Origin of the sequence: Variovorax beijingensis (assembly GCF_003951285.1) — a bacterium.
In the GTDB taxonomy this organism is placed as follows: domain Bacteria; phylum Pseudomonadota; class Gammaproteobacteria; order Burkholderiales; family Burkholderiaceae_C; genus Variovorax; species Variovorax beijingensis.
The window spans coordinates 74,461-93,043 of sequence record NZ_RXFQ01000006.1; the positions used below are offsets into that span (position 1 = coordinate 74,461).

At 68.2% G+C, this 18,583-nt stretch carries 20 protein-coding genes; 11 read left to right on the top strand and 9 right to left on the bottom strand.

The window, feature by feature from the left end; all coding sequences use genetic code 11:
- The 5 genes from EJO66_RS11755 to EJO66_RS11770 all read right to left on the bottom strand — a co-directional run bounded on the left by EJO66_RS11755 (position 1) and on the right by EJO66_RS11770 (position 3,844).
- Positions 1 to 615: a LysE family transporter gene (locus EJO66_RS11755; protein ID WP_124960318.1), complete on the bottom strand. Its 615-nt coding sequence runs from the start codon at positions 613 to 615 to the stop codon at positions 1 to 3.
- 116 nt (positions 616 to 731) lie between these two features.
- A complete protein-coding gene (gene rsmG, locus EJO66_RS11760) occupies positions 732 to 1,373 on the bottom strand; it encodes a 16S rRNA (guanine(527)-N(7))-methyltransferase RsmG (RefSeq protein ID WP_125965329.1) in 642 nt (213 codons plus the stop codon).
- Positions 1,370 to 3,328: a tRNA uridine-5-carboxymethylaminomethyl(34) synthesis enzyme MnmG gene (gene mnmG, locus EJO66_RS11765; RefSeq protein WP_125965330.1), complete on the bottom strand. Its 1,959-nt coding sequence runs from the start codon at positions 3,326 to 3,328 to the stop codon at positions 1,370 to 1,372. Before mnmG ends, rsmG begins: the two co-directional genes overlap by 4 nt.
- A gap of 184 nt (positions 3,329 to 3,512) precedes the next feature.
- Positions 3,513 to 3,659: a hypothetical protein gene (locus EJO66_RS32535; RefSeq protein ID WP_164547819.1), complete on the bottom strand. Its 147-nt coding sequence runs from the start codon at positions 3,657 to 3,659 to the stop codon at positions 3,513 to 3,515.
- Entirely contained in the window at positions 3,659 to 3,844 is a 186-nt protein-coding gene (locus EJO66_RS11770; RefSeq protein WP_124960321.1) for a DUF1328 family protein, read from the bottom strand. Before EJO66_RS11770 ends, EJO66_RS32535 begins: the two co-directional genes overlap by 1 nt.
- Positions 3,845 to 4,034: 190 nt before the next feature.
- Here EJO66_RS11770 and gstA point away from each other — a divergent pair, with 190 nt between their 5' ends.
- From gstA to EJO66_RS11795, 5 genes are all read left to right on the top strand, one after another.
- Positions 4,035 to 4,643 carry a glutathione transferase GstA gene (gstA, locus tag EJO66_RS11775; protein ID WP_124960322.1) on the top strand — a complete coding sequence of 203 codons (609 nt, stop codon included), beginning with the start codon at positions 4,035 to 4,037 and terminating at the stop codon, positions 4,641 to 4,643.
- Between the two features lie 152 nt (positions 4,644 to 4,795).
- Complete coding sequence (locus EJO66_RS11780; protein ID WP_124960323.1) at positions 4,796 to 5,590, top strand: enoyl-CoA hydratase/isomerase family protein; 795 nt, start codon at positions 4,796 to 4,798, stop codon at positions 5,588 to 5,590.
- The gene (locus EJO66_RS11785; protein WP_125965331.1) at positions 5,587 to 7,437 is read left to right on the top strand and encodes an acyclic terpene utilization AtuA family protein; all 1,851 of its coding nucleotides are present in this window, start codon (positions 5,587 to 5,589) and stop codon (positions 7,435 to 7,437) included. Before EJO66_RS11780 ends, EJO66_RS11785 begins: the two co-directional genes overlap by 4 nt.
- An 84-nt stretch (positions 7,438 to 7,521) precedes the next feature.
- A complete protein-coding gene (locus EJO66_RS11790; protein ID WP_124960325.1) occupies positions 7,522 to 8,625 on the top strand; it encodes an alkene reductase in 1,104 nt (367 codons plus the stop codon).
- Between the two features lie 19 nt (positions 8,626 to 8,644).
- Positions 8,645 to 9,130, top strand: coding sequence for a RidA family protein (locus EJO66_RS11795; RefSeq protein ID WP_124960326.1), 486 nt, complete (start codon positions 8,645 to 8,647; stop codon positions 9,128 to 9,130).
- Here EJO66_RS11795 and EJO66_RS11800 read toward each other — a convergent pair.
- Both EJO66_RS11800 and EJO66_RS11805 read right to left on the bottom strand, forming a co-directional pair.
- A complete protein-coding gene (locus EJO66_RS11800; protein WP_125965332.1) occupies positions 9,127 to 10,539 on the bottom strand; it encodes a sensor histidine kinase in 1,413 nt (470 codons plus the stop codon). The two genes, EJO66_RS11795 and EJO66_RS11800, sit on opposite strands and share 4 nt — an antisense overlap.
- The gene (locus EJO66_RS11805) at positions 10,536 to 11,225 is read right to left on the bottom strand and encodes a response regulator transcription factor (RefSeq protein ID WP_124960328.1); all 690 of its coding nucleotides are present in this window, start codon (positions 11,223 to 11,225) and stop codon (positions 10,536 to 10,538) included. The genes EJO66_RS11800 and EJO66_RS11805 overlap by 4 nt, the downstream gene beginning before the upstream one ends.
- A gap of 140 nt (positions 11,226 to 11,365) precedes the next feature.
- On the opposite strand from EJO66_RS11805, the gene EJO66_RS11810 reads away from it, so the two are divergent.
- The 4 genes from EJO66_RS11810 (at position 11,366) to EJO66_RS11825 (ending at position 14,330) form a co-directional block, all read left to right on the top strand.
- On the top strand, positions 11,366 to 12,244 hold the full coding sequence (locus tag EJO66_RS11810; RefSeq protein ID WP_125965333.1) for an alpha/beta hydrolase: 879 nt from the start codon (positions 11,366 to 11,368) through the stop codon (positions 12,242 to 12,244).
- Positions 12,245 to 12,257: 13 nt separating this feature from the next.
- Positions 12,258 to 12,557 (top strand): acyl carrier protein, encoded by a 300-nt coding sequence (locus tag EJO66_RS11815; protein ID WP_124960330.1) that lies wholly within the window; start codon positions 12,258 to 12,260, stop codon positions 12,555 to 12,557.
- Positions 12,554 to 13,780 carry a beta-ketoacyl-[acyl-carrier-protein] synthase family protein gene (locus EJO66_RS11820; protein ID WP_125965334.1) on the top strand — a complete coding sequence of 409 codons (1,227 nt, stop codon included), beginning with the start codon at positions 12,554 to 12,556 and terminating at the stop codon, positions 13,778 to 13,780. The genes EJO66_RS11815 and EJO66_RS11820 overlap by 4 nt, the downstream gene beginning before the upstream one ends.
- Before the next feature lie 67 nt (positions 13,781 to 13,847).
- Complete coding sequence (locus tag EJO66_RS11825; protein WP_124960332.1) at positions 13,848 to 14,330, top strand: GNAT family N-acetyltransferase; 483 nt, start codon at positions 13,848 to 13,850, stop codon at positions 14,328 to 14,330.
- A gap of 12 nt (positions 14,331 to 14,342) precedes the next feature.
- Here EJO66_RS11825 and EJO66_RS11830 read toward each other — a convergent pair whose 3' ends face one another.
- Positions 14,343 to 16,580, bottom strand: a complete 2,238-nt coding sequence (locus EJO66_RS11830; protein ID WP_124960333.1) for a heavy metal translocating P-type ATPase — start codon at positions 16,578 to 16,580, stop codon at positions 14,343 to 14,345.
- A gap of 137 nt (positions 16,581 to 16,717) precedes the next feature.
- Between EJO66_RS11830 and EJO66_RS11835 the strand changes: the two genes are divergently transcribed.
- Together EJO66_RS11835 and cueR are read left to right on the top strand one after the other, a co-directional pair.
- Complete coding sequence (locus EJO66_RS11835; protein ID WP_124960334.1) at positions 16,718 to 16,912, top strand: heavy-metal-associated domain-containing protein; 195 nt, start codon at positions 16,718 to 16,720, stop codon at positions 16,910 to 16,912.
- Complete coding sequence (gene cueR / locus EJO66_RS11840) at positions 16,909 to 17,313, top strand: Cu(I)-responsive transcriptional regulator (RefSeq protein WP_124960335.1); 405 nt, start codon at positions 16,909 to 16,911, stop codon at positions 17,311 to 17,313. Before EJO66_RS11835 ends, cueR begins: the two co-directional genes overlap by 4 nt.
- Positions 17,314 to 17,418: 105 nt before the next feature.
- On the opposite strand, the gene EJO66_RS11845 is transcribed toward cueR, so the two are convergent.
- A complete protein-coding gene (locus EJO66_RS11845; protein WP_124960336.1) occupies positions 17,419 to 18,369 on the bottom strand; it encodes a YcjF family protein in 951 nt (316 codons plus the stop codon).
- Positions 18,370 to 18,583 lie beyond the last annotated feature (214 nt).

Consider the following 18,583-nt stretch of genomic DNA (forward strand, 5'->3'; position numbering starts at 1 on the left):
TCAGCGGGAAATGGCGAGCTTGACGCCGAAGGCAATCAGGAAGACGCCCGCGAGCTTTTCGAGCGTGCCCGAAATGCGCGGATTGGCGCGGATGCGCTCCGCCAGGAAGTGCGTGAGCAGCGTCGAAGTGAGGCCGTAGAGGAAGGTCAGCGCGGCAATCGTTACCGCCATGGCGCCGAAAGTGACCACGCCCTGGTGGCGTGCGGGATCGACGAACAGCGGGAAGAAGGCCATGTAGAACACGATGGCCTTGGGGTTCAGCAAGGTGATGGCGAGAGCCTGGCGCAGGAAATGGCTGGGGCGGATGTTGAGAATCGGTGCCGCACCTGGCTTGGCCAGCAGCATCTTGGCGCCCAGCCATGCGAGGTAGGCGGCGCCCAGCCACTGCACCGCCTTGAACGCCGCCGGATACGCCGCCAGCACGGCCGCCACGCCCGCCACCGCCGCCCACATCAGGAACTGGTCGCCGACGATCACGCCCAAGGTGGCTGCCAGGCCGCCACGGATTCCGCCTTTGCTGGTCGACGTGATCAACGCGAGGTTGCCCGGACCGGGAATCAGGAGAAAGAGGACGATGGCGGCGACGAATGCGCCGTAGTCAGCGATGCCGAACATGGGAATTGCCTCGAGAAGGAGAGCCAGGGGGAGGCGTCGAGTCTAAGCGAGGCCGGCCCGACGGGGATCGTTCGGCACCGGCTTTCGCCGGCGCGGCGACCTCTTTTTTTGGCGATTCAGGCCACTTCTTGGCGCGCCCAGACGATACAACGCTCGGCGTCCAGGCCCGGCACGGTCAATTGTTCCACGTGAAACACTGCGATACCTGGGGGCAAGGCAGCGAGTTCATCGGTGGGTACCTTGCCCTTCATGGCAAGCCAGACACCGCCCGGTGCCAGCAGGTGCCGGGAGCCGTTGAAGAAATCAGGCAACGAGGCAAAGGCCCGGGAGCTGATGACTTCATAGCTGCCCGTCAGCGATTCGACGCGTGCGTGCAAGCCACGCAGGTTGGGCAATTCGAGTTCGGCTGCCACCTGCTGGACGAAAGCCGCCTTCTTGGCAACCGCATCGAGGCAGCTCACCTCGAGATCCGGCCGCATGACGGCAATCACCACGCCCGGCAGGCCGCCGCCAGAGCCGACGTCGAGCAGCTTACCCTTCCCTGCCCACTCGCGCTGCAACGGGGCCACGACCGCCAGGCTGTCGAGCAGATGGTGCGTCAGCACGCTGGCCGGATCGCGCAGCGCCGTGAGGTTGTAGACCTTGTTCCACTTGAGCATCAGCGTGCCGTAGGCCAGCAGCTGTTCTGCCTGCGCATCGGACAAGGCCGTGCCCAGGGCTGCCGCGCCCTGGCGCAGCGTGTCGATGGGCGCGCTCATTGGGTGGGCTGCGATGCTGCGGCGGCTTCCGTGGCGGCGTCGCGGTTGAATGCCTTGTGGCCGCCTTTTCGCAAATGGATCATCAGCAGGGAAATTGCGGCGGGCGTGACGCCCGAAATGCGCGACGCCAAGCCCAGTGTTTCAGGCCGGTGCTTGTCGAGCTTCTGGCGAACCTCGAAACTCAGCGCCTTGACCTGGCTGTAGTCGAAGTCGTTCGGAAGGCGCAGGTTCTCGAAATGTGCAGCGCGCTCCACTTCGTCGTGCTGGCGCTCGATGTAGCCAGAATACTTGGCCGAGATCTCGATCTGCTCGATCTCGGTTTCACTGAGCGGCGACCCTGCGCTGTACTTCCCGCCGTCCAGCGACATCAGCGTCTCGTAGTTCACATCGGGCCGACGCAGCAGGTCAGCCAGGTTGTATTCGTGCTCGATGGCCTTGCCAAGCACGCGCTCCGACTCGGATGCCGGCAGGTTGCGCGGATTCACCCAGATCGACTTGAGTCGTTCTGTTTCACGTGAAACAGTGTCGCGCTTGCGGCTGAAAGCGTCCCAGCGCGCATCGTCCACCAGGCCCAGCTTGCGCCCTGCTTCGGTCAGGCGCATGTCGGCGTTGTCCTCGCGCAGTTGCAGCCGGAATTCGGCGCGGCTCGTGAACATGCGGTAAGGCTCGGTCACGCCCTTGGTGATCAGGTCGTCTACCAGGACGCCCAGGTAGGCTTCGTCGCGGCGCGGCAGCCAGGCTTCCTCGCCACGGCATTGGAGCGCCGCGTTGATGCCGGCAAACAGGCCTTGGGCCGCAGCCTCTTCGTAGCCGGTGGTGCCGTTGATCTGTCCAGCAAAGAACAGCCCCTTGATCGAGCGCGTCTCGAAGCTGCTCTTGAGTTCGCGCGGATCGAAGTAGTCGTACTCGATGGCGTAGCCGGGCCGCAGGATGTGGGCATTCTCCAGCCCGGGCATCGAGCGCACGAGCTGGTACTGGATGTCGAACGGCAGGCTGGTCGAGATGCCGTTGGGGTAGTACTCGTTGGTCGTCAGCCCTTCGGGCTCGAGGAAGATCTGGTGGCTTTCCTTGTCGGCAAAGCGGTTGATCTTGTCTTCGACGCTCGGGCAGTAGCGCGGACCGACGCCGTCGATCTTGCCGGTGAACATCGGGCTGCGGTCGAAGCCCGAGCGGATGATGTCGTGCGTACGCGCATTGGTGTGGGTGATCCAGCACGGCATCTGCTGCGGATGCATGTCGACCCGCCCCATGAAGCTGAACACCGGCATCGGCCCTGCCCCACCCGGCATGCCGTCGCCAGGCTGTTCGGTACATTTCGAAAAATCGATGCTCCGGCCGTCCAGGCGCGGGGGTGTGCCGGTCTTCAGGCGGCCCTGCGGCAGCTTGAGTTCCTTGAGCCGTGCCGACAGGCTGACCGCCGGCGGATCGCCCGCGCGTCCGGCCTGGTAGTTGTCCAGGCCCACATGGATGCGGCCGTCGAGAAAAGTCCCAGCGGTGAGCACCACCGTGCGCGCACGAAAGGCGATGCCCACCTGCGTGACGGCGCCGACCACGCGGTCGCCCTCCACCATCAGGTCATCGACGGCTTGCTGGAACAGGCTCAGGTTCGGCTGGTTTTCCAGGCGATGGCGAATCGCGGCCTTGTACAGCACGCGGTCGGCCTGCGCGCGGGTCGCACGCACCGCCGGGCCCTTGCTCGAATTGAGAATGCGGAACTGGATACCCGCTTCATCCGTGGCAATGGCCATGGCGCCGCCCAGCGCATCCACTTCCTTCACGAGGTGGCCCTTGCCGATCCCGCCGATCGATGGATTGCAGCTCATCTGCCCCAGCGTCTCGATGTTGTGGGAGAGCAGCAGCGTCTTGGCGCCCATGCGTGCAGCGGCCAGCGCGGCTTCGGTGCCGGCATGGCCACCGCCGACGACGATCACATCGAATTCTTCGGGGTACAGCATTTGAAAGAGGGGGCGCACTACTGACGCGTGCGCTGCGCAAAGGGGGCACCGATTTTAATCGGGGGTGCCGGTTTGCGTTCGAAATGCGGGCAATATGGTTAATGGCGCCTAAACCACCCCGTGGCCCATTACTTCCCTATGTATATTGAACAGTTTGCTATAAATTTAATAGCACAGACTGCGCTCAGGCATGCCGCCGCCGCAAGCGATGCTCGGGAAGCTGCCAGTGGGTCTGGGTGACGAGCAACACGCGCACCACGCGATGGGCCGGGCTCTGCAGCAGCAGGCCGAGTGGGCGGGGCCGCGGCCAGAGCGGTTGCGGACGGTGCATCAATCGATTGCCTTTTTCACCGCGCCAATCCCCAGTGCCGCCAGGACCACGAACACCACCGCCAGGACCAGGAACAACCCGAACAGCAGCTTCGCGATGCCGGCTGCGCCTGCCGCGATGCCGCCGAAGCCCAGCAATCCGGCCACCAGCGAGATCAAGGCAAAAATAATCGCGTACTTCAACATCTGAAAAACTCCTTGCGGCAGGCCTCGCCCACCGTGCGGGGGAGCTTAGGAACTGGCCGTTCCCGCCCCGATAGTCGCCCCGCGCGAGCGGCCGTAGGACAAACGCCCAGCGCGCAAACCCGCTAGCATGCCCGCTGGTCCATGGATCGATTCCCGCTATCCATATTCCCAACATTGGAGATTTCTTCGCATGAAGCTGTATTACTCGCCCGGCGCCTGCTCCCTTTCGCCCCACATCGCGCTGCACGAGGCAGGCCTTGCCTTCGAGCCCGTGCTGGCCAGCACCAAGACCCACAAGCTGCAGGACGGCACCGACTACTACGGCATCAACCCGCTGGGCTACGTGCCGATGCTCGAGCTCGACGACGGCACCCGCCTGCGCGAAGGCCCGGCCATCGTGCAGTACATCGCCGACCTGGCACCCACCAAGAACCTCGCACCGGCCGCCGGCACGCTGCAGCGCTACCGCCTGCAGGAGTGGCTGACCTTCATCGGCACCGAGATGCACAAGGGCTACAGCCCGCTGTTCAATCCGAACATGCCCGAAGAAGCCAAGGCCATCTTCAAGAACAAGCTCAAGTCGCGCTATGAATGGCTCGACGGCCAGCTTGCCGACAAGCCCTACCTGATGGGCGACCAGTTCAGCGTGGCCGACGGCTACCTGTTCACCGTCACCAACTGGGCCAAGCCTACCGGCGTCGACATCTCGGACTTCTCCAATCTCCAGGCCTGGCACGCGCGCGTGGCCGCTCGCCCCGCTGTTCAAGATGCGATGAAGGCCGAAGGCCTGCTGAAGTAAGAAGAAGCCGACAGAAGCTCGCAAGAGCCGCGAAGCAGTCCGCCCCAGCCCCGGGAAAACCCGGGCTGCTTCAGCCACAAGCCGCATGCCGCGGCTTTTTTTTCGGGTCACGCTACGGCCTTGCTCCAGACTCCGTAGCGAAGGATCCGACGATGGCCGAAGCCCCTGCCCTTCATCATCATCACCAAGAACTGCGCGAGGAGATGCGCGGGCCCGTGATGTGGCTCACCATCGACCGCGAGGAGCGCCGCAACGCCATCAGCCCCGGCGTGCTCGCGGCACTCTCGTCGGCACTGTCCCGCGCCGACGCCGACCGCGCCGTGCGCGCGGTGGTCGTCACCGGCGCGGGCGCGCGTGCCTTCTGCGCCGGTGCCGACCTGCAGGGCGGCAGCGCTTTCAAGTTCGACCATGCCGAGCCGTACCAGGGCTTCGCCAACCTCTTGCGCCAGGCCCGGCAGCTGACGGTGCCGCTGGTCGCGCGCGTCAACGGTGCCTGCATGGCGGGCGGCATGGGCATCCTGGGCATGTGCGACATGGCGGCTGCCGGCAGCCACGCCGTGTTCGGCCTGCCCGAAGTCAAGGTCGGCCTCTTTCCCGCCCAGGTGCTCAGCGTGCTCGGCAACCTGCTGCCGCGCCGTGTGCTGGCCCAGATGTGCCTCACCGGCGAACCCATCACCGCCGCGCAGGCGCTCGAACACGGGCTCGTGAACCGCGTGGGCGAGGACGTCGACGAAAGCCTGGACTGGCTGCTCGGCCGCATGCTCGACAAGTCGCCCGCCGCCATCCGCCGCGGCCTGTACACGATGAAGAAGATCGAGGCCATGGCCTTCGAGGAATCGATGGCCTTCACCGAAAGCCAGATCGGCCTCTTCGCACTCACCGAAGATGCGGCCGAGGGCCAGCTCGCCTTCCGCGAAAAGCGCAAGCCGCGGTGGAGCGGCCGATGAACGCGCGCAGCAATAACAGCAGCGAACGCGTCGTGCGCATCGGCGGCGCCTCGGGCTTCTGGGGCGACAGCAGCGTGGGCGCACCGCAGCTCGTGGCCAGCGGGCAGATCGACTACCTGGTGTTCGACTACCTGGCCGAGCTCACGATGTCGATCCTCGCGGCGGCGCGGCTCAGGAAGCCGGAGCTCGGCTACGCCACCGACTTTGTCTCCATCGCGATGAAGGCGGTGCTGAAGGACGTCGTGCAGCAGGGCATCCGCGTGGTGAGCAATGCGGGCGGCGTCAATCCGCAGGGCTGCGCCGACGCGCTGGCCGCACTCGCGGCCGAGCAGGGCATCGCGCTGAAGATCGCGGTGGTCAGCGGCGACGACGTATCGCCGCTGCTGCCGCAGCTGCGGCAGCAACAGCCCCCCGTGCGCGAACTGCAGAGCGGCGCACCGCTGCCCGAGCGCGTGCTCACGGCCAATGCCTACCTCGGCGCGCGGCCGATCCAGGCGGCGCTCGATGCGGGCGCGCAGGTGGTCATTACCGGCCGCTGCGTCGATTCGGCCGTGACGCTCGGCGTGTTGATGCACGCGTTCGGCTGGCAGCCCGGCGACCACGACCTGCTCGCAGCGGGCAGCCTCGCGGGCCACATCATCGAATGCGGCTGCCAGGCCACGGGCGGGCTGCACACCGACTGGGACACCGTGCCCGACTGGCCGAACATCGGCTATCCGATCGTCGAGTGCAGCGCCGATGGCGGCTTCGTCGTCACCAAGCCCGCGGGCACTGGCGGCAAGGTCACGCCGGCCGTGGTGGGCGAGCAGATGCTCTACGAGATCGGTGATCCGTCGGCCTACCTGCTGCCCGACGTGGTGGCCGACTTCACGCAGGTGCGCATCGCGCAGGCCGGCGAGCACCGCGTGCGCGTGCATGGTGCGCGGGGCCACGCGCCCACCGCGAGCTACAAGGTCTGCGCCACCTATGCAGAGGGCTTCAAGGCCGCGGCACAGCTCACCATCGTCGGCTTCGACGCCGTGGCCAAGGCCAGGCGCACCGGCGAGGCGATCCTCGCGCGCACCGGTGCGCTGTTCGAGCAGCAAGGCTTCGGCCCCTACAGCGGCACGCAGCTCGAGGTGCTCGGAGCCGAGTCTTGCTACGGCCCGCATGCGCGGGCCCTGCAGACGCGCGAGGCCGTGCTGCGGCTCGCGGTCACGCATGCGCGCAAGGAGGCGCTGGAACTCTTCGCGCGTGAAGTGGCGCCCGCCGGCACCTCGTGGGCGCCGGGCACCACGGGCGCGGGCGGGCGGCCCTCGGTCTCGCCGTCGATCCGGCAGTACGCCTTCCTGCTCGACAAGTCGAAGGTCGAGGCGCGCGTGAGCATCGACGGGCAGCGCATCGAATTGCCGCGCGACGCCGTGGTTGCGGCGGCTGCCGACGCGCCTTTGCCACGGCATGCAGCCGGCGACGCGAATGCCGTGGTGTCCATCGATGCCGACGCCATCGAAGTGCCGCTCATCCGCCTCGCCTGGGCCCGCAGCGGCGACAAGGGCGACGCCTCGAACATCGGCGTCATCGCGCGACACCCTGCCCTGCTGCCGCTGTTGCGCGAGCAGCTCAGCGAAGCGCGCGCGGCCGAATGGCTCGCACACCTGGTCAAGGGGCCGGTCAGGCGCTACGAAGTGCCGGGCATCGGCGCCTTCAACTTCGTCTGCGAGCAGGCGCTCGGCGGCGGCGGCATGGCGTCGCTGCGCAACGATCCGCTCGGCAAGGGCATGGGGCAGATCCTGCTCGCGATGCCCGTGCGCGTGGGCGCGCAACTGCTCGCGCTCGCCGGGTCCGATCGCGACGCCCTGAACGCCTAGCAGCAAACGGACAACCGTGCGACAGCAGGTTTGGCCGCGCAGGTTTAGCCTCGCGGCCTCTGTCCCACTCTTTGACGTTTCGCCATGCCCTCCCTCTTCGATCCCGTACAGGCCGGTGACCTGCAGCTCGCCAACCGCATCGTGATGGCGCCGCTCACGCGCAACCGTTCGCCCAACGCGGTCCCGCAGGACATTGCCGCCACCTACTACGCGCAGCGCGCCAGCGCGGGCCTGCTCATCACCGAAGCCACCGCCATCAGCCACCAGGGCCAGGGCTATGCCGACGTGCCGGGCCTCTACGGCACCGAGCAGCTCGACGCCTGGAAGCGCGTGACCGACGCGGTGCACGCCAAGGGCGGCAAGATCGTGGTGCAGCTCTGGCATGTGGGCCGCGTCTCGCACAGCGAACTGCAGCCGGGCGGCGGCAAGCCCGTCGCGCCCTCGGCCATCACTGCCAGGACCAAGACCGTGCTCATCAAGGAGGGCGTACCGACCTTCGTCGAAACCTCCGAGCCGCGCGCGCTCGACGCCGAGGAACTGCCCGGCATCGTCCACGCCTACGCGGCCGCCGCGCGCAATGCGGTGGAAACCGCCGGCTTCGACGGCGTGGAACTCCACGGCGCCAACGGCTACCTGCTCGACCAGTTCCTGAAGGATGGCAGCAACAAGCGCAGCGACGACTACGGCGGCAGCATCGAGAACCGCGCCCGCCTGCTGCTGGAAGCCACGCGCGCCGTGGTCGACGCGGTCGGTGGCGGCAGGACCGGCATCCGCCTGTCGCCCGTCACGCCGGCCAACGACGTGCACGATTCCGAACCGCAGCCGCTCTTCACCTACGTGGTGAAGCAGCTCGCCCCGCTCGGCCTGGCCTACATCCACATCATCGAAGGCGCCACCGGCGGCCCGCGCGAGATCGAGGACCGCCCCTTCGACTACGAGGCGCTCAAGGCCGCCTACCGCCAGGCCGGCGGCAAGGGCGCATGGATGGTCAACAACGGCTACGACAAGCCGCTGGCGGACGAAGCCGTCAAGGAAGGCGACGACCTCGTGGCCTTCGGCAAGCCCTTCATCGCCAACCCCGACCTGGTGCGCCGCCTGCGCGAGAACGCACCGCTCAACGCCGTGGACAAGGCCACCATGTACGGCGGCGGCACCAAGGGCTACACGGACTATCCGGCGCTGGACTGAGCTCGCAGGAGAAAACGCCATGGCCCGAATCGAACAGCGACTCGCCGCGCTCGGCCTTGTGCTGCCGCCGCCGGTCACGCCGCCGCCCGGCGTGGTGCTGCCTTTCGCGTTCGTGCGCATCGCCGGGCGCCGCGCCATCGTCTCGGGCCACGGCCCGCTGAATGCCGACGGCACCATCGCTGCGCCGCTCGGCAAGCTGGGCCGCGAGCTGACGGTCGAACAGGGCTACGCAGCGGCACGGCTCACCGCGCTGGCGATGCTCGGCAGCCTGCAGCGCGCGCTCGGCGACCTCGACCGCATCACGGCCTGGACGCGCGTGTTCGGCATGGTGGCTTCGGCACCGGGCTTCGACAGGCAGCCCGCCGTCATCAACGGCTTCTCGGACCTCGTGCTCGAGCTCTTCGGTCCGGAGATCGGCGCCCACGCACGCAGTGCCGTCGGCATGGCGGAGCTTCCGTTCAGCATCCCGGTCGAGATCGAAGGCGAAGTGGAGTTCGGGGATTAATCGCCGGCCGCCGTCGGGCGCAGCTCCGCGAAGGCGACGCTCACGCGCAGTCCCGCGGGCTCGGCCGCATCGAGCCGCAGCTCGGCACCCAGCAGCTCCGCATAGCGCGCGACGATCGACAGCCCCAGGCCCGAGCCCTGCCCCAGCTTCTGGCCCGCCGGCCCCTGCGCCCAGCGCTGCATCAGGTCGCGCTGCGCTTCCAGCGGAATGCCGGGGCCGTCGTCGATCACGCTCAGGGTGCGGCCCGCCAGCTCGACGGTGATGGTGCGCCCGCCGTAGCGCAGCGCGTTGTCGATCAGGTTGTCGAGAATGCCTTCGACCAGCGCTTCGTTCGCAAGCACCGTCACGCGCTCGTCGAGGCCGCGCGCGCCCAGGTCGACGCCGTGCGCGTCGGCGCGGGCCAGGTGCCGCAGCACCGTCTGCTCGGCCAACATGTCGAGCCGCACCGGCTCGCGCGCAAGGCCGGTGCGCGCCTCGTCGGCCAGCGCGAGCGCCAGCAGCTGGTCGATCAGATGGCTGGCACGGGCCTGCCGCTCGGCCACGCGCGCGAGCTGCTCGCGCCACACCGTGGAATCGTGCTGCGCGAGCCCGTATTCGGCCAGTGCGCGGATGCCCGCGAGCGGCGTGCGCAGCTCATGCGCCACGTTGCCCACGAACTCGCGCTGCGCGCGCACGCTGTGGTTCAGCCGGTCGAACAGCGCATTGACCGCATTGCCCAGGCGCTGCACCTCGCGCGAGGTGCGCACCACCGCGACCGGAGAAAGGTCGTACACGTCGCGGCGGTCCAGCGCCTGCTGGAGCTCGCCGAGCGGACGCAGGTCGCTGCGAATGCCATGCCAGAGCCATACCGCGAGCAGCATCAGCAGCAGCACCTGCGGTGCCAATGCATAGCCGAGCAGCCGCTGCACCAGTGCCGCGCGGCTCAGCGTGGTCTGCGCAATCACCACCCGGTAGGGCATCAGGCGGGCGGGCTCGGTGACGGGCTCGAGCACCACTGCGCGCAGGACCTTGCCGTCGTAGTCCACGTCCGAAAAGCGATAGTGCGCACCTGCGGCCGGCAGCGGTGCATTCAGGCCCGCCTGCCCCGAGATCAGCGTGCCGTCGAGCCGCTGCACCGCGAAGTAGATCTTGTCGACCTGGTCGAACAGCACCGTGGCCACTTCGCGCGGCGTGAGCAGCAGCTCGATGCCGCGCTCGCCCGCTTGCACGTTGGCCGAGAGCGCATAGGCATCGTCGAGCATGGCGCGGTCGAAGGCCTGCTCGGAAAAGTAGTTGGCGATGACCAGCGCGATCACCGCACCCACCATCCACGTGAGCGCCAGCGGCACCAGCACATTGCGCAGCACGCGCCGCGTGAGCGAAGGCGCTGCCTTCGATGGCCCGGGCGCGGCCGGTTGCGTGCGGCTCACACTTCGGCTTCGAGCAGGTAGCCGATGCCGCGCAGCGTGCGGATGCCCGCGCCCGAACCGGCCAGCTTCTTGCGCAGCCGGGAGATGAAGGCCTCCAGCGCGTTGTCGCCCAGCGATTCGTCGAAGCTGGAGAGCTTGTCGGACAGCGCCCGCTTGCTCACCGTGCGGCCCGGCGGGCTCATCAGCTCCCACAGCACCTCGAACTCGCGCGCCGGCAGGTCGAGCGGCCCGCTCGCGATGGAGAAGCGGCGCGCCTTGCGGTCCAGCTTGAGCTGGCCCAGCAGCACGATGTCTTCAGTGCCCTTGGCCCGCCGCACCAGTGCGCGCAGCCGTGCCTCGACCTCGGCCAGGTCGAAGGGCTTGCCAAGGTAGTCGTCGGCACCGGCATCGAGGCCCGCGATGCGCTCCTCCGTGCGGCCGCGCGCCGTCAGCACCAGCACCGGCGTGCGGTCGCCGCGGGCACGCGCCTGGCGCAAGGCATTGAGGCCGCTCGCCAGGCCGCTGGTGGGGCTGGCCGTGGCCGGCAGGTTCAGGTCGAGCAGCACCGCATCGAAGGGCTGCACGCGCCAGAGGTGGTCGGCGTCCTCGACGTTGGTCGACACGTCGACCCGGTGGCCGGCATCCGCAAGGCTGCGCAGCATCACGTCGCGCAGCACGGCGTCGTCTTCGACAAGCAGGATTCGCATGGTGTGTGGTGGTTTGAAGTGCCTATTCTTGCGCGAAGGAGGGTCAGCGGCCGGTCAGCACACCCCGGCGATAAACGCGCCATGAGCATACGACAGCAACCTGCGGCACGGGTCTCCTTCCAGGCCGCTCGGACAACGCGATGAGCGCCCGCGATCCCTCCGATCTCCTGAGCGTGGTGCATCCCGCGGTGCGGCGCACGGCCATCGTGCTGCTGCATGGTTTATGCAGCACACCTGACGAGCTCCTGACCGTGCAATCGTCCCTGCGCGCCAGCGGCTACCCGGTGCATCCGATGCGTGTCGACGGCTACTCCTTCGATGCCGCCGCGCCGGTGCAGCGGGCCCTGCCGTACGAACGCTGGATCGACGCCATCGAGGCACGGGTGAAGGCGCTGCGCACGCAGCACGATCGCGTGATGCTGGTGGGCATCTCGGCCGGATCGTCGCTGGCGCTCGGCGCGGCCATCCGCTGCGGCAGCGGCGTCGACGCGCTGGTGCTGATGTCGACCACGCTGCGCTTCGACGGCTGGGCCGTGCCGCGAACGCAGGTGCTGCTGCCGCTGGCCTTCTACACGCCGCTCGGGCGGTTCTGGCAGTACCGCGAATGCCCGCCCTACGGCGTGAAGAACGAACGCGTGCGCGCCTGGATCGCGCGCGAGCTGCACCGCCGCAAGGTGTCGAGCGCCGGCAGCGCGGTGATCGGCGTGGGCCACCTGCGCGAGCACGACCGGCTGATCCGCCACGTGAGGCGCAACTTGCACCGCGTGCAATGCGGCAGCGTGCTCGCGCTGCATGCGCGCGAGGACGAGGTGGCCAGCGTGGCCAATCTCGGCCTCCTTGCGCGCGGCCTTCGTTGCGGGACGTTCCGCAGCGTGGTGCTCGCCAACAGCTATCACATGATCACGATCGACAACGACCGCCACCAGGTGGCGCGCGAAACCTCCGCCTTCGCCGATGCCGTGGCGCATGGCACGGCCGACCCCGCCAGCGCCCTGTCCGCAGGCTCCCTTGCCGCCTGAAACAAAGCACGCCATGCCCTCTTCCTCCTTTTCCTCGGCTTCGCCCGTCTTCAACAGCATCGCAAGCATCCTGGTGAACCAGTTCGACGTGGCGCGCGACACCATCGCGCCCGGCGCGGCCTTGTCCGAACTCGGCCTCGATTCGCTGTCGCTGATGGAATTCGTGTTCGCGGTGGAAGACGCCTTCCATCTGCGCCTGCCCGAAGACCGGCTCGATCCGCGCGAGGCCGGCATCACGCTCGGCCACCTGTGCGAGGCGATCGAAGCCCAGATCGACTGCAAGCTCGATTCGCCGATGGCCGCGCAGGCGTGAACAGCACGCGCGTACAGGTGACGGGCATCGGCTTCGTCACGCCGCTGGGCTGCACCACCGGACTGTTCGACGAAGCGCTCTTCAGCGGGCATTCCGCGGCGCGCGCGCGAACGCTCGAGATCGAAGGCCTCGATCCGATTGAACTTGCCGTGGCCGCCTGCGATTTCGACGCGGGCGCCGTGCGCAGCAGCTCGCGCCTGCCGCTCGATCGAGGCACCGCCATGGCACTCGCGGCCGCGCGGGATGCCGCCGCGCAGGCCGGACTCGGCGCCGGCAGCATCGACCCCGAGCGCCTGGGCATCTTCTGGGGCAGCGGGCTGGCGGGCGCCGGCAGCTTCGACGACACCACGCGCGCACTCTACGGCCAGCAGCGCCGCATGCGGCCGACGACCGTGCTCACCGTGATGCCCAATGCCGCGGTGGCGGAGCTCGCATTGCAGTTCGGCGCACAGGGCGCGGCCATTGCGTATGCCTGCGCCTGCGCGTCGTCGGCCGTGGCCATCGGCGAGGCGATGCGTGCCATCCGGGGCGGCTGGATCGACGCGGCCATCGTCGGCGGACACGAGGCCATGCTCACGCCGGGCGTGATGGCCAGCTGGCATGCGATGCGCGTGACGGCGCCGCCGCCGCCTGGTGCGCCGGCCAGCGCCTGCCGGCCGTTCTCGGGCGACCGCGCGGGCTTCGCGCTGGGCGAAGGCGCGGCGGCGCTGGTGCTCGAATCAGCGGCGCATGCCAATGCGCGAGGCGCCATTCATGCCTCTTCGCTCTTTCTTGCGGGCTACGCCACCAATTGCGATGCGACGCACGTCACCAACCCCGACACCGCCGGCCAGGCGCGCGCCATGCGCGCGGCGCTGCGCGATGCGGGCATCGAGCCCGCGCAAGTCGGCCACATCAATGCGCACGGCACCGCGACCATTGCCGGCGACGCCGCCGAGGCCGCCTCCATCCGCGAAGTGTTCGGCAACGCCACGCCCGTGAGCGCCACCAAGGCCATCCACGGCCATGTGCTGGGCGGCGGCGGCGCGATCGAACTCGTGGTCGCGCTGCGAACGCTGGCGCGCGGGATGCTTCCTCCCACCGCCAACCTGCGGATTCCCGACGCAGCCTTCGATGTCGACTTCGTGCGCGGCGAGCCGCGCGAAGCCCGCGACCTGCGCTACGTGCTTTCCAATTCGTTCGCATTCGGCGGCACCAACGCCGTGCTGATCGCGGGCCGTTGAAGAACAGCGTGCCGGCGGGACTGGGTATGCTGGCGCCTTCGCCGCATCCGCAGAAAACCCGTCATCCATGCGCAGGCTCGCCACACCCCAGGACCTCGAAGCGGTCTTCTCCATCTACATGCACGAGAGCGTGGTCCCGTTCCTCGGCTACGACCCGATGCCGCTCGACGAATTCCGCGCCATCTACAAGGAGCTGGTCGACAGCCGCAGCTTCCATGTCTACGAAGTCGACGGCCGCGTCGCGGGCTTCTACCGCGCAACGCGCTATCCGGGCCGCGCGCGGCACGTGGCCTGCTTCGGCACGCTCGCGGTCGATCCGTCACTGCATGGCAAGGGCATTGCGCAGGCGATGGTGACCGATGCCATTGCCAGGCTCAAGGCCGAGGGCGTCAAGCGCATCGAGCTCTATGCCGAGAGCGACAACGCGCCGGGGCTGCGCTTCTACGAGAAACTGGGCTTCGAGTACGAAGGCACCCTGCGCAAGTTCTACAAGCGCGCCGGCGAGGCCGACTACATCGACGACCACCTGCTGGCGCTGCTGATCGACTGAAATCGATTGGGCTCAGGGCTTCCAGCGCCGCAGCAGCAGCGCGTTGGCCATCACGCTGACGCTCGACAGCGCCATGGCCGCGCCCGCCACCACCGGGCTCAGCAGCCCGAATGCGGCCAGCGGAATGCCGGCCACGTTGTAGGCAAAGGCCCAGAACAGGTTCTGCCGGATCTTGGCCACCGTACGCGCCGAGAGCTCAAGCGCCTCGGCCACGAGCGCCAGGTCGCCGCGCATCAGCGTGATGCCCGCAGCTTCCATCGCCACGTCGGTGCCGCCACCCGCGGGCGCCATGGCAATGCCCACGTCGGCCGCGGCCAGCGCGGGTGCGTCGTTGGCACCGTCGCCGATCATCGCGACCACCTGGCCGTTCTTCTTCAGGGCGCTGACCTGCGCCGCCTTGTCGGCGGGCAGCACCTCGGCGCGCACGTCCTCGGCCGCAATGCCGAGCCGCGCCGCCATGGCCTGCGCGGCGCGCAGGTTGTCGCCCGAGATCATCACCACGCGCAGGCCGCGCGCATGCAAGGCTCGGATGGCTTGCGCGGCCTCGGGCTTGGGCTCGTCGGCAAAGGCCAGCAGCGCCTGCACCCGGGCAGCGCCCGCCGCGTCGAAACGCAGCAACGCGGACAGCGTGGCGCCCTGCGCGTGCAGGCGCTCGAGCTGCGCGGCGTCGGGCACGGCGCCGAGTTCCGCGCACCAGCGCAGACTGGCAATGGCCCAGGGCTCGCCATTCACCTGGCCGCGCACGCCGCGGCCAGGCATCGCCTGCATCGCACTCAGCGGCGGCGCCTGCAGGCCGCGCTGTGCGGCCGCCGCCATCACGGCACGCGCCAGCGGATGCTCGCTGCCGCCTTGCAGGCTGGCGGCGGTTGCGAGCAATGCGGCTTCGTCGCTGCCGCCCGCCACCGGCACCAGCGCCGTGAGCACCGGGCGGCCCAGCGTCAGCGTGCCGGTCTTGTCGAAGGCCACGGTGCCGACACGGTGCGCAAGCTCCAGCGCGCGCGCGTCCTTGATGAGAATGCCGCGGCGCGCCGCCACGCCGGTGCCGGCCATCACGGCGACAGGCGTCGCCAGGCCCAGCGCACAGGGACAGGCAATGACCAGCACGGCCACCGCATGGATCATGGCCACCTCGATGCCGGCGCCCGCGAGCAGCCATCCTGCCAGCGTGGCCAGCGCAATCGCCAGCACCACCGGCACGAACACGGCCGCGACCTGGTCCACCAGCCGCTGGATCGGCGCCTTGGCGGCCTGTGCATCCTCGACCAGGCGGATGATGCGCGCCAGCACGCTCTCGGCGCCCACTGCGCTCACTTCGACGACCATGCGGCCGTCGCCGTTCACGGCGCCACCCGTCAGTGCATCGCCAGGTCCCTTCGGCACCGGCAGCGGCTCGCCCGTGAGCATCGATTCGTCGACCTCGGACTGCCCCTCGATCACGCGCGCATCGGCGGGCACGCGCTCGCCCGGACGCACCGCGAGACGGTCACCCACCATCACCTCGGCCAGCGGCACGTCGCTTTCACCGCGCAGGCCCACCAGGTGCGCGGTCTCGGGCCGCAGCTGCTGCAGCGCGCGGATGGCCGAGGTAGCCTGCCGCTTGGCGCGCGCCTCCAGCCACTTGCCGAGCAACACCAGCGTGATCACCACGGCCGAGGCTTCGAAATACAGATGCGGCACGCCGCCGTGCCCCGCGTGCTCGCCCGCGCGCCACCAGAGCCAGAGCGACAAGCCGAATGCCGCACTGGTACCGAGTGCCACCAGCAGGTCCATGTTGCCGGTACCTGCCTTTGCGGCATGCCAGCCCGCGCGGTAGAAACGCGCGCCGAGCCAGAACTGCACCGGCGCCGCCAGCAGCAGCTGCACCCAGGGTGGCAGCATCCAGTCCTGCCCGAAGGGTTGGCCAAGCATCGGTGCCAGGAGCGGTATCGACAGCAGCAGCCCGATGCCCACGGGCCCGAAACCATGCCAGGGCGACAGCGCAGCGGCCTCGTCGGCTGCGCCGCCTGCCGCGCGCGGCTCGTAGCCCGCGGCGCGCACCGCGCGGCGCAGGCGGGCGTCCATGTCTTCGCCGCCGGCGGCCGTGACCACGCGCGCCGATTCGGTGGCGAGGTTCACGCTGACGTCCTGCACGCCCGGCACGTTCTTGAGCGCGCGTTCCACGCGCATCACGCAAGAGGCGCAGGTCATGCCGCCGACGGAAAGATCCAGGGTGCTCATCGGGTCGTGTAGGTTTTGCAGCAGATTGTCCATGGCCCGAGGCTAAAGTCTCACATCATGGCAAGGTCAAGCCGCAGCACGCAGTGACCCTGCACTGGACATTGACATCATGAGAAGGTTCAAACTGGCGCCTCGTTCACTTCATTTCATTCAACAGAGGAGCAAAGACGATGAGCCAGAAATTCCAGGTCTCGGGCATGAGCTGCGGCCACTGCGTGAGCGCGGTGCAGAACGCGGTACAGACGGTGGACCCCGAAGCGCAGGTCACGGTGGATCTTGAAACCGGCCATGTCGATGTGCTGAGCGCGCAGCCTCGCCAGGACATCGTGGCGGCCATCGAGAACGCCGGCTACCGGGTCCAATGAGCGGCTTCGGCACTGTCTCGATCGGCGAGGCCGCACGGCTCTCGGGTGTCTCGGCGCGCATGGTGCGGCACTACGAAGGCCTGGGCCTGCTGCCCCCGGTGGCGCGCACCGAAAGCGGCTACCGCCAGTACGGCGATGCCGACATCCACACGCTGCGCTTCATCAAGCGCTCGCGCGATCTCGGCTTCTCGATGGAGGAAATCGCCGAGCTCGTGGGCCTGTGGCACAACCGCCGGCGCGCGAGTTCGAACGTGAAGCGCATCGCACAAAAGCACCTGGGCGAACTGGAACAGCGCATTGCCGACATGCAGTCGATGCGCAGCACGCTCGCGCACCTGGTGCATTGCTGCCACGGAGATGCGCGCCCCGACTGCCCCATCCTCGACGATCTAGCGAAATAGGCTCTCCCCCAAGCTTCGCGCACTTCGTGTCGCTGCGCCACCCCCTCACCGGGGGCAGCACCGGTGGCCCGGCAAAGCCGGTTCCACGGTGTTCCTGAGAAAAGATCAGGCCCCTCTGACAAGCGACAGCACTTTTCCGGCATCCAGGGTGCGGGCCTTTTCCTGGATGGCCGGCAGGTATTGGGTCTGCAGGCTCTTGCCTTCCTGCACCACGCCCGAGAACGTTTCCTTGAGCATCTGCGCCGAGAGCGTGCGGCCGCCGGCGTAGTAGCGCTTGGCCACGTGTCCGAGCGCGTAGGTCGAGGCGAAGCTCATGCCCGAGCTCACCGCCTGGTTGCCGAGGCCGCGCAGCAGACCGCCACCCATCTTGCCGAGCAGGCCGCCGAGCAGCTTGCGCCCGGCCTGTTCCAGGTACTGCGAGGTCAGGCCCACGCCGACCGTCGCCAGGAAATCCTTCACGTGGCCGCTGTCGAGCTCGTAGCCGTAGGCCTTGCCGATGCGGTAGACCAGCTTCATCTGCAGCGGAATGATCGCCATGGTCGACAGCGTTTCGGGCAGCAGTTCGAGCGCGCCGTTGAGGATGGACGCGTTGAGGATGGACTTGTCGAGCTCCGCACTGTCGGGCGATGGCACAGCAGCAACAGCGGCAGGCGCCGTGGCCGTGACGGTGGCCGCCGCCGGCACCGCTGCCGCAATGTCTTCCGCCTGCTGCGAGAACTGCGCCGCCGAGGCATCGAGCCCGAGCGAAGTGCGCACGTCCAGCAGGAACATGCGCTCGGCATCGGACTGCGTGCCGTCCGCATCGCACACGCACACCGCCATTTCGTAGGCCAGCTGCTTCGATTCCGTGCTCTTCAGTTCGCCGGCGACCGAAGCCAGCGAGACGCGCTTCATCAGGACGTCCTGGTAGAGCGTGGGCAGGTTCACGCCGTCGGCCTGCGAAAGACCCTCGGCAATGCGCTTGATCTCGGCGCGTTCGCGCTCGTGCTTCTCGCCGTCGACGAAGGCGGCCAGGAGGCTGAGGGACACGATGGCCCGGGTTTCGGAAGGTGTCACGTTCGAATTTCCACTGGTTGAAGGACAAAGTTCGTTCGGCATGGAGCCCGAAGGTTCCGCCGCCGGTTCTCCCCACAAAGCTTGGGCAACTCTGTGGATAACACTCGCGCTTCCTTGTAAGAGAAAGCTAAGTGATTGATTTGCAAGGAAAATCTACAGTCTGCCCAAATATGAGGCAATGAATTTCTCGCGCCGAAAAACGCCTTTGGCAGAT

Excerpts from the sequence above, each read along its gene's own strand:
- gstA (WP_124960322.1), top strand. The coding sequence starts at position 4,035 with ATGAAGCTGTATTACTCGCCCGGCGCCTGCTCCCTTTCGCCCCACATC.
- EJO66_RS11780 (WP_124960323.1), top strand. The coding sequence starts at position 4,796 with ATGGCCGAAGCCCCTGCCCTTCATCATCATCACCAAGAACTGCGCGAG.
- EJO66_RS11785 (WP_125965331.1), top strand. The coding sequence starts at position 5,587 with ATGAACGCGCGCAGCAATAACAGCAGCGAACGCGTCGTGCGCATCGGC.
- EJO66_RS11835 (WP_124960334.1), top strand. The coding sequence starts at position 16,718 with ATGAGCCAGAAATTCCAGGTCTCGGGCATGAGCTGCGGCCACTGCGTG.
- cueR (WP_124960335.1), top strand. The coding sequence starts at position 16,909 with ATGAGCGGCTTCGGCACTGTCTCGATCGGCGAGGCCGCACGGCTCTCG.
- EJO66_RS11805 (WP_124960328.1), bottom strand. The coding sequence starts at position 11,225 with ATGCGAATCCTGCTTGTCGAAGACGACGCCGTGCTGCGCGACGTGATG.
- EJO66_RS11825 (WP_124960332.1), top strand. The coding sequence starts at position 13,848 with ATGCGCAGGCTCGCCACACCCCAGGACCTCGAAGCGGTCTTCTCCATC.
- mnmG (WP_125965330.1), bottom strand. The coding sequence starts at position 3,328 with ATGCTGTACCCCGAAGAATTCGATGTGATCGTCGTCGGCGGTGGCCAT.
- EJO66_RS11830 (WP_124960333.1), bottom strand. The coding sequence starts at position 16,580 with ATGGACAATCTGCTGCAAAACCTACACGACCCGATGAGCACCCTGGAT.
- EJO66_RS32535 (WP_164547819.1), bottom strand. The coding sequence starts at position 3,659 with ATGCACCGTCCGCAACCGCTCTGGCCGCGGCCCCGCCCACTCGGCCTG.
- EJO66_RS11790 (WP_124960325.1), top strand. The coding sequence starts at position 7,522 with ATGCCCTCCCTCTTCGATCCCGTACAGGCCGGTGACCTGCAGCTCGCC.
- EJO66_RS11815 (WP_124960330.1), top strand. The coding sequence starts at position 12,258 with ATGCCCTCTTCCTCCTTTTCCTCGGCTTCGCCCGTCTTCAACAGCATC.
- EJO66_RS11810 (WP_125965333.1), top strand. The coding sequence starts at position 11,366 with ATGAGCGCCCGCGATCCCTCCGATCTCCTGAGCGTGGTGCATCCCGCG.
- EJO66_RS11770 (WP_124960321.1), bottom strand. The coding sequence starts at position 3,844 with ATGTTGAAGTACGCGATTATTTTTGCCTTGATCTCGCTGGTGGCCGGA.
- EJO66_RS11795 (WP_124960326.1), top strand. The coding sequence starts at position 8,645 with ATGGCCCGAATCGAACAGCGACTCGCCGCGCTCGGCCTTGTGCTGCCG.
- EJO66_RS11755 (WP_124960318.1), bottom strand. The coding sequence starts at position 615 with ATGTTCGGCATCGCTGACTACGGCGCATTCGTCGCCGCCATCGTCCTC.
- rsmG (WP_125965329.1), bottom strand. The coding sequence starts at position 1,373 with ATGAGCGCGCCCATCGACACGCTGCGCCAGGGCGCGGCAGCCCTGGGC.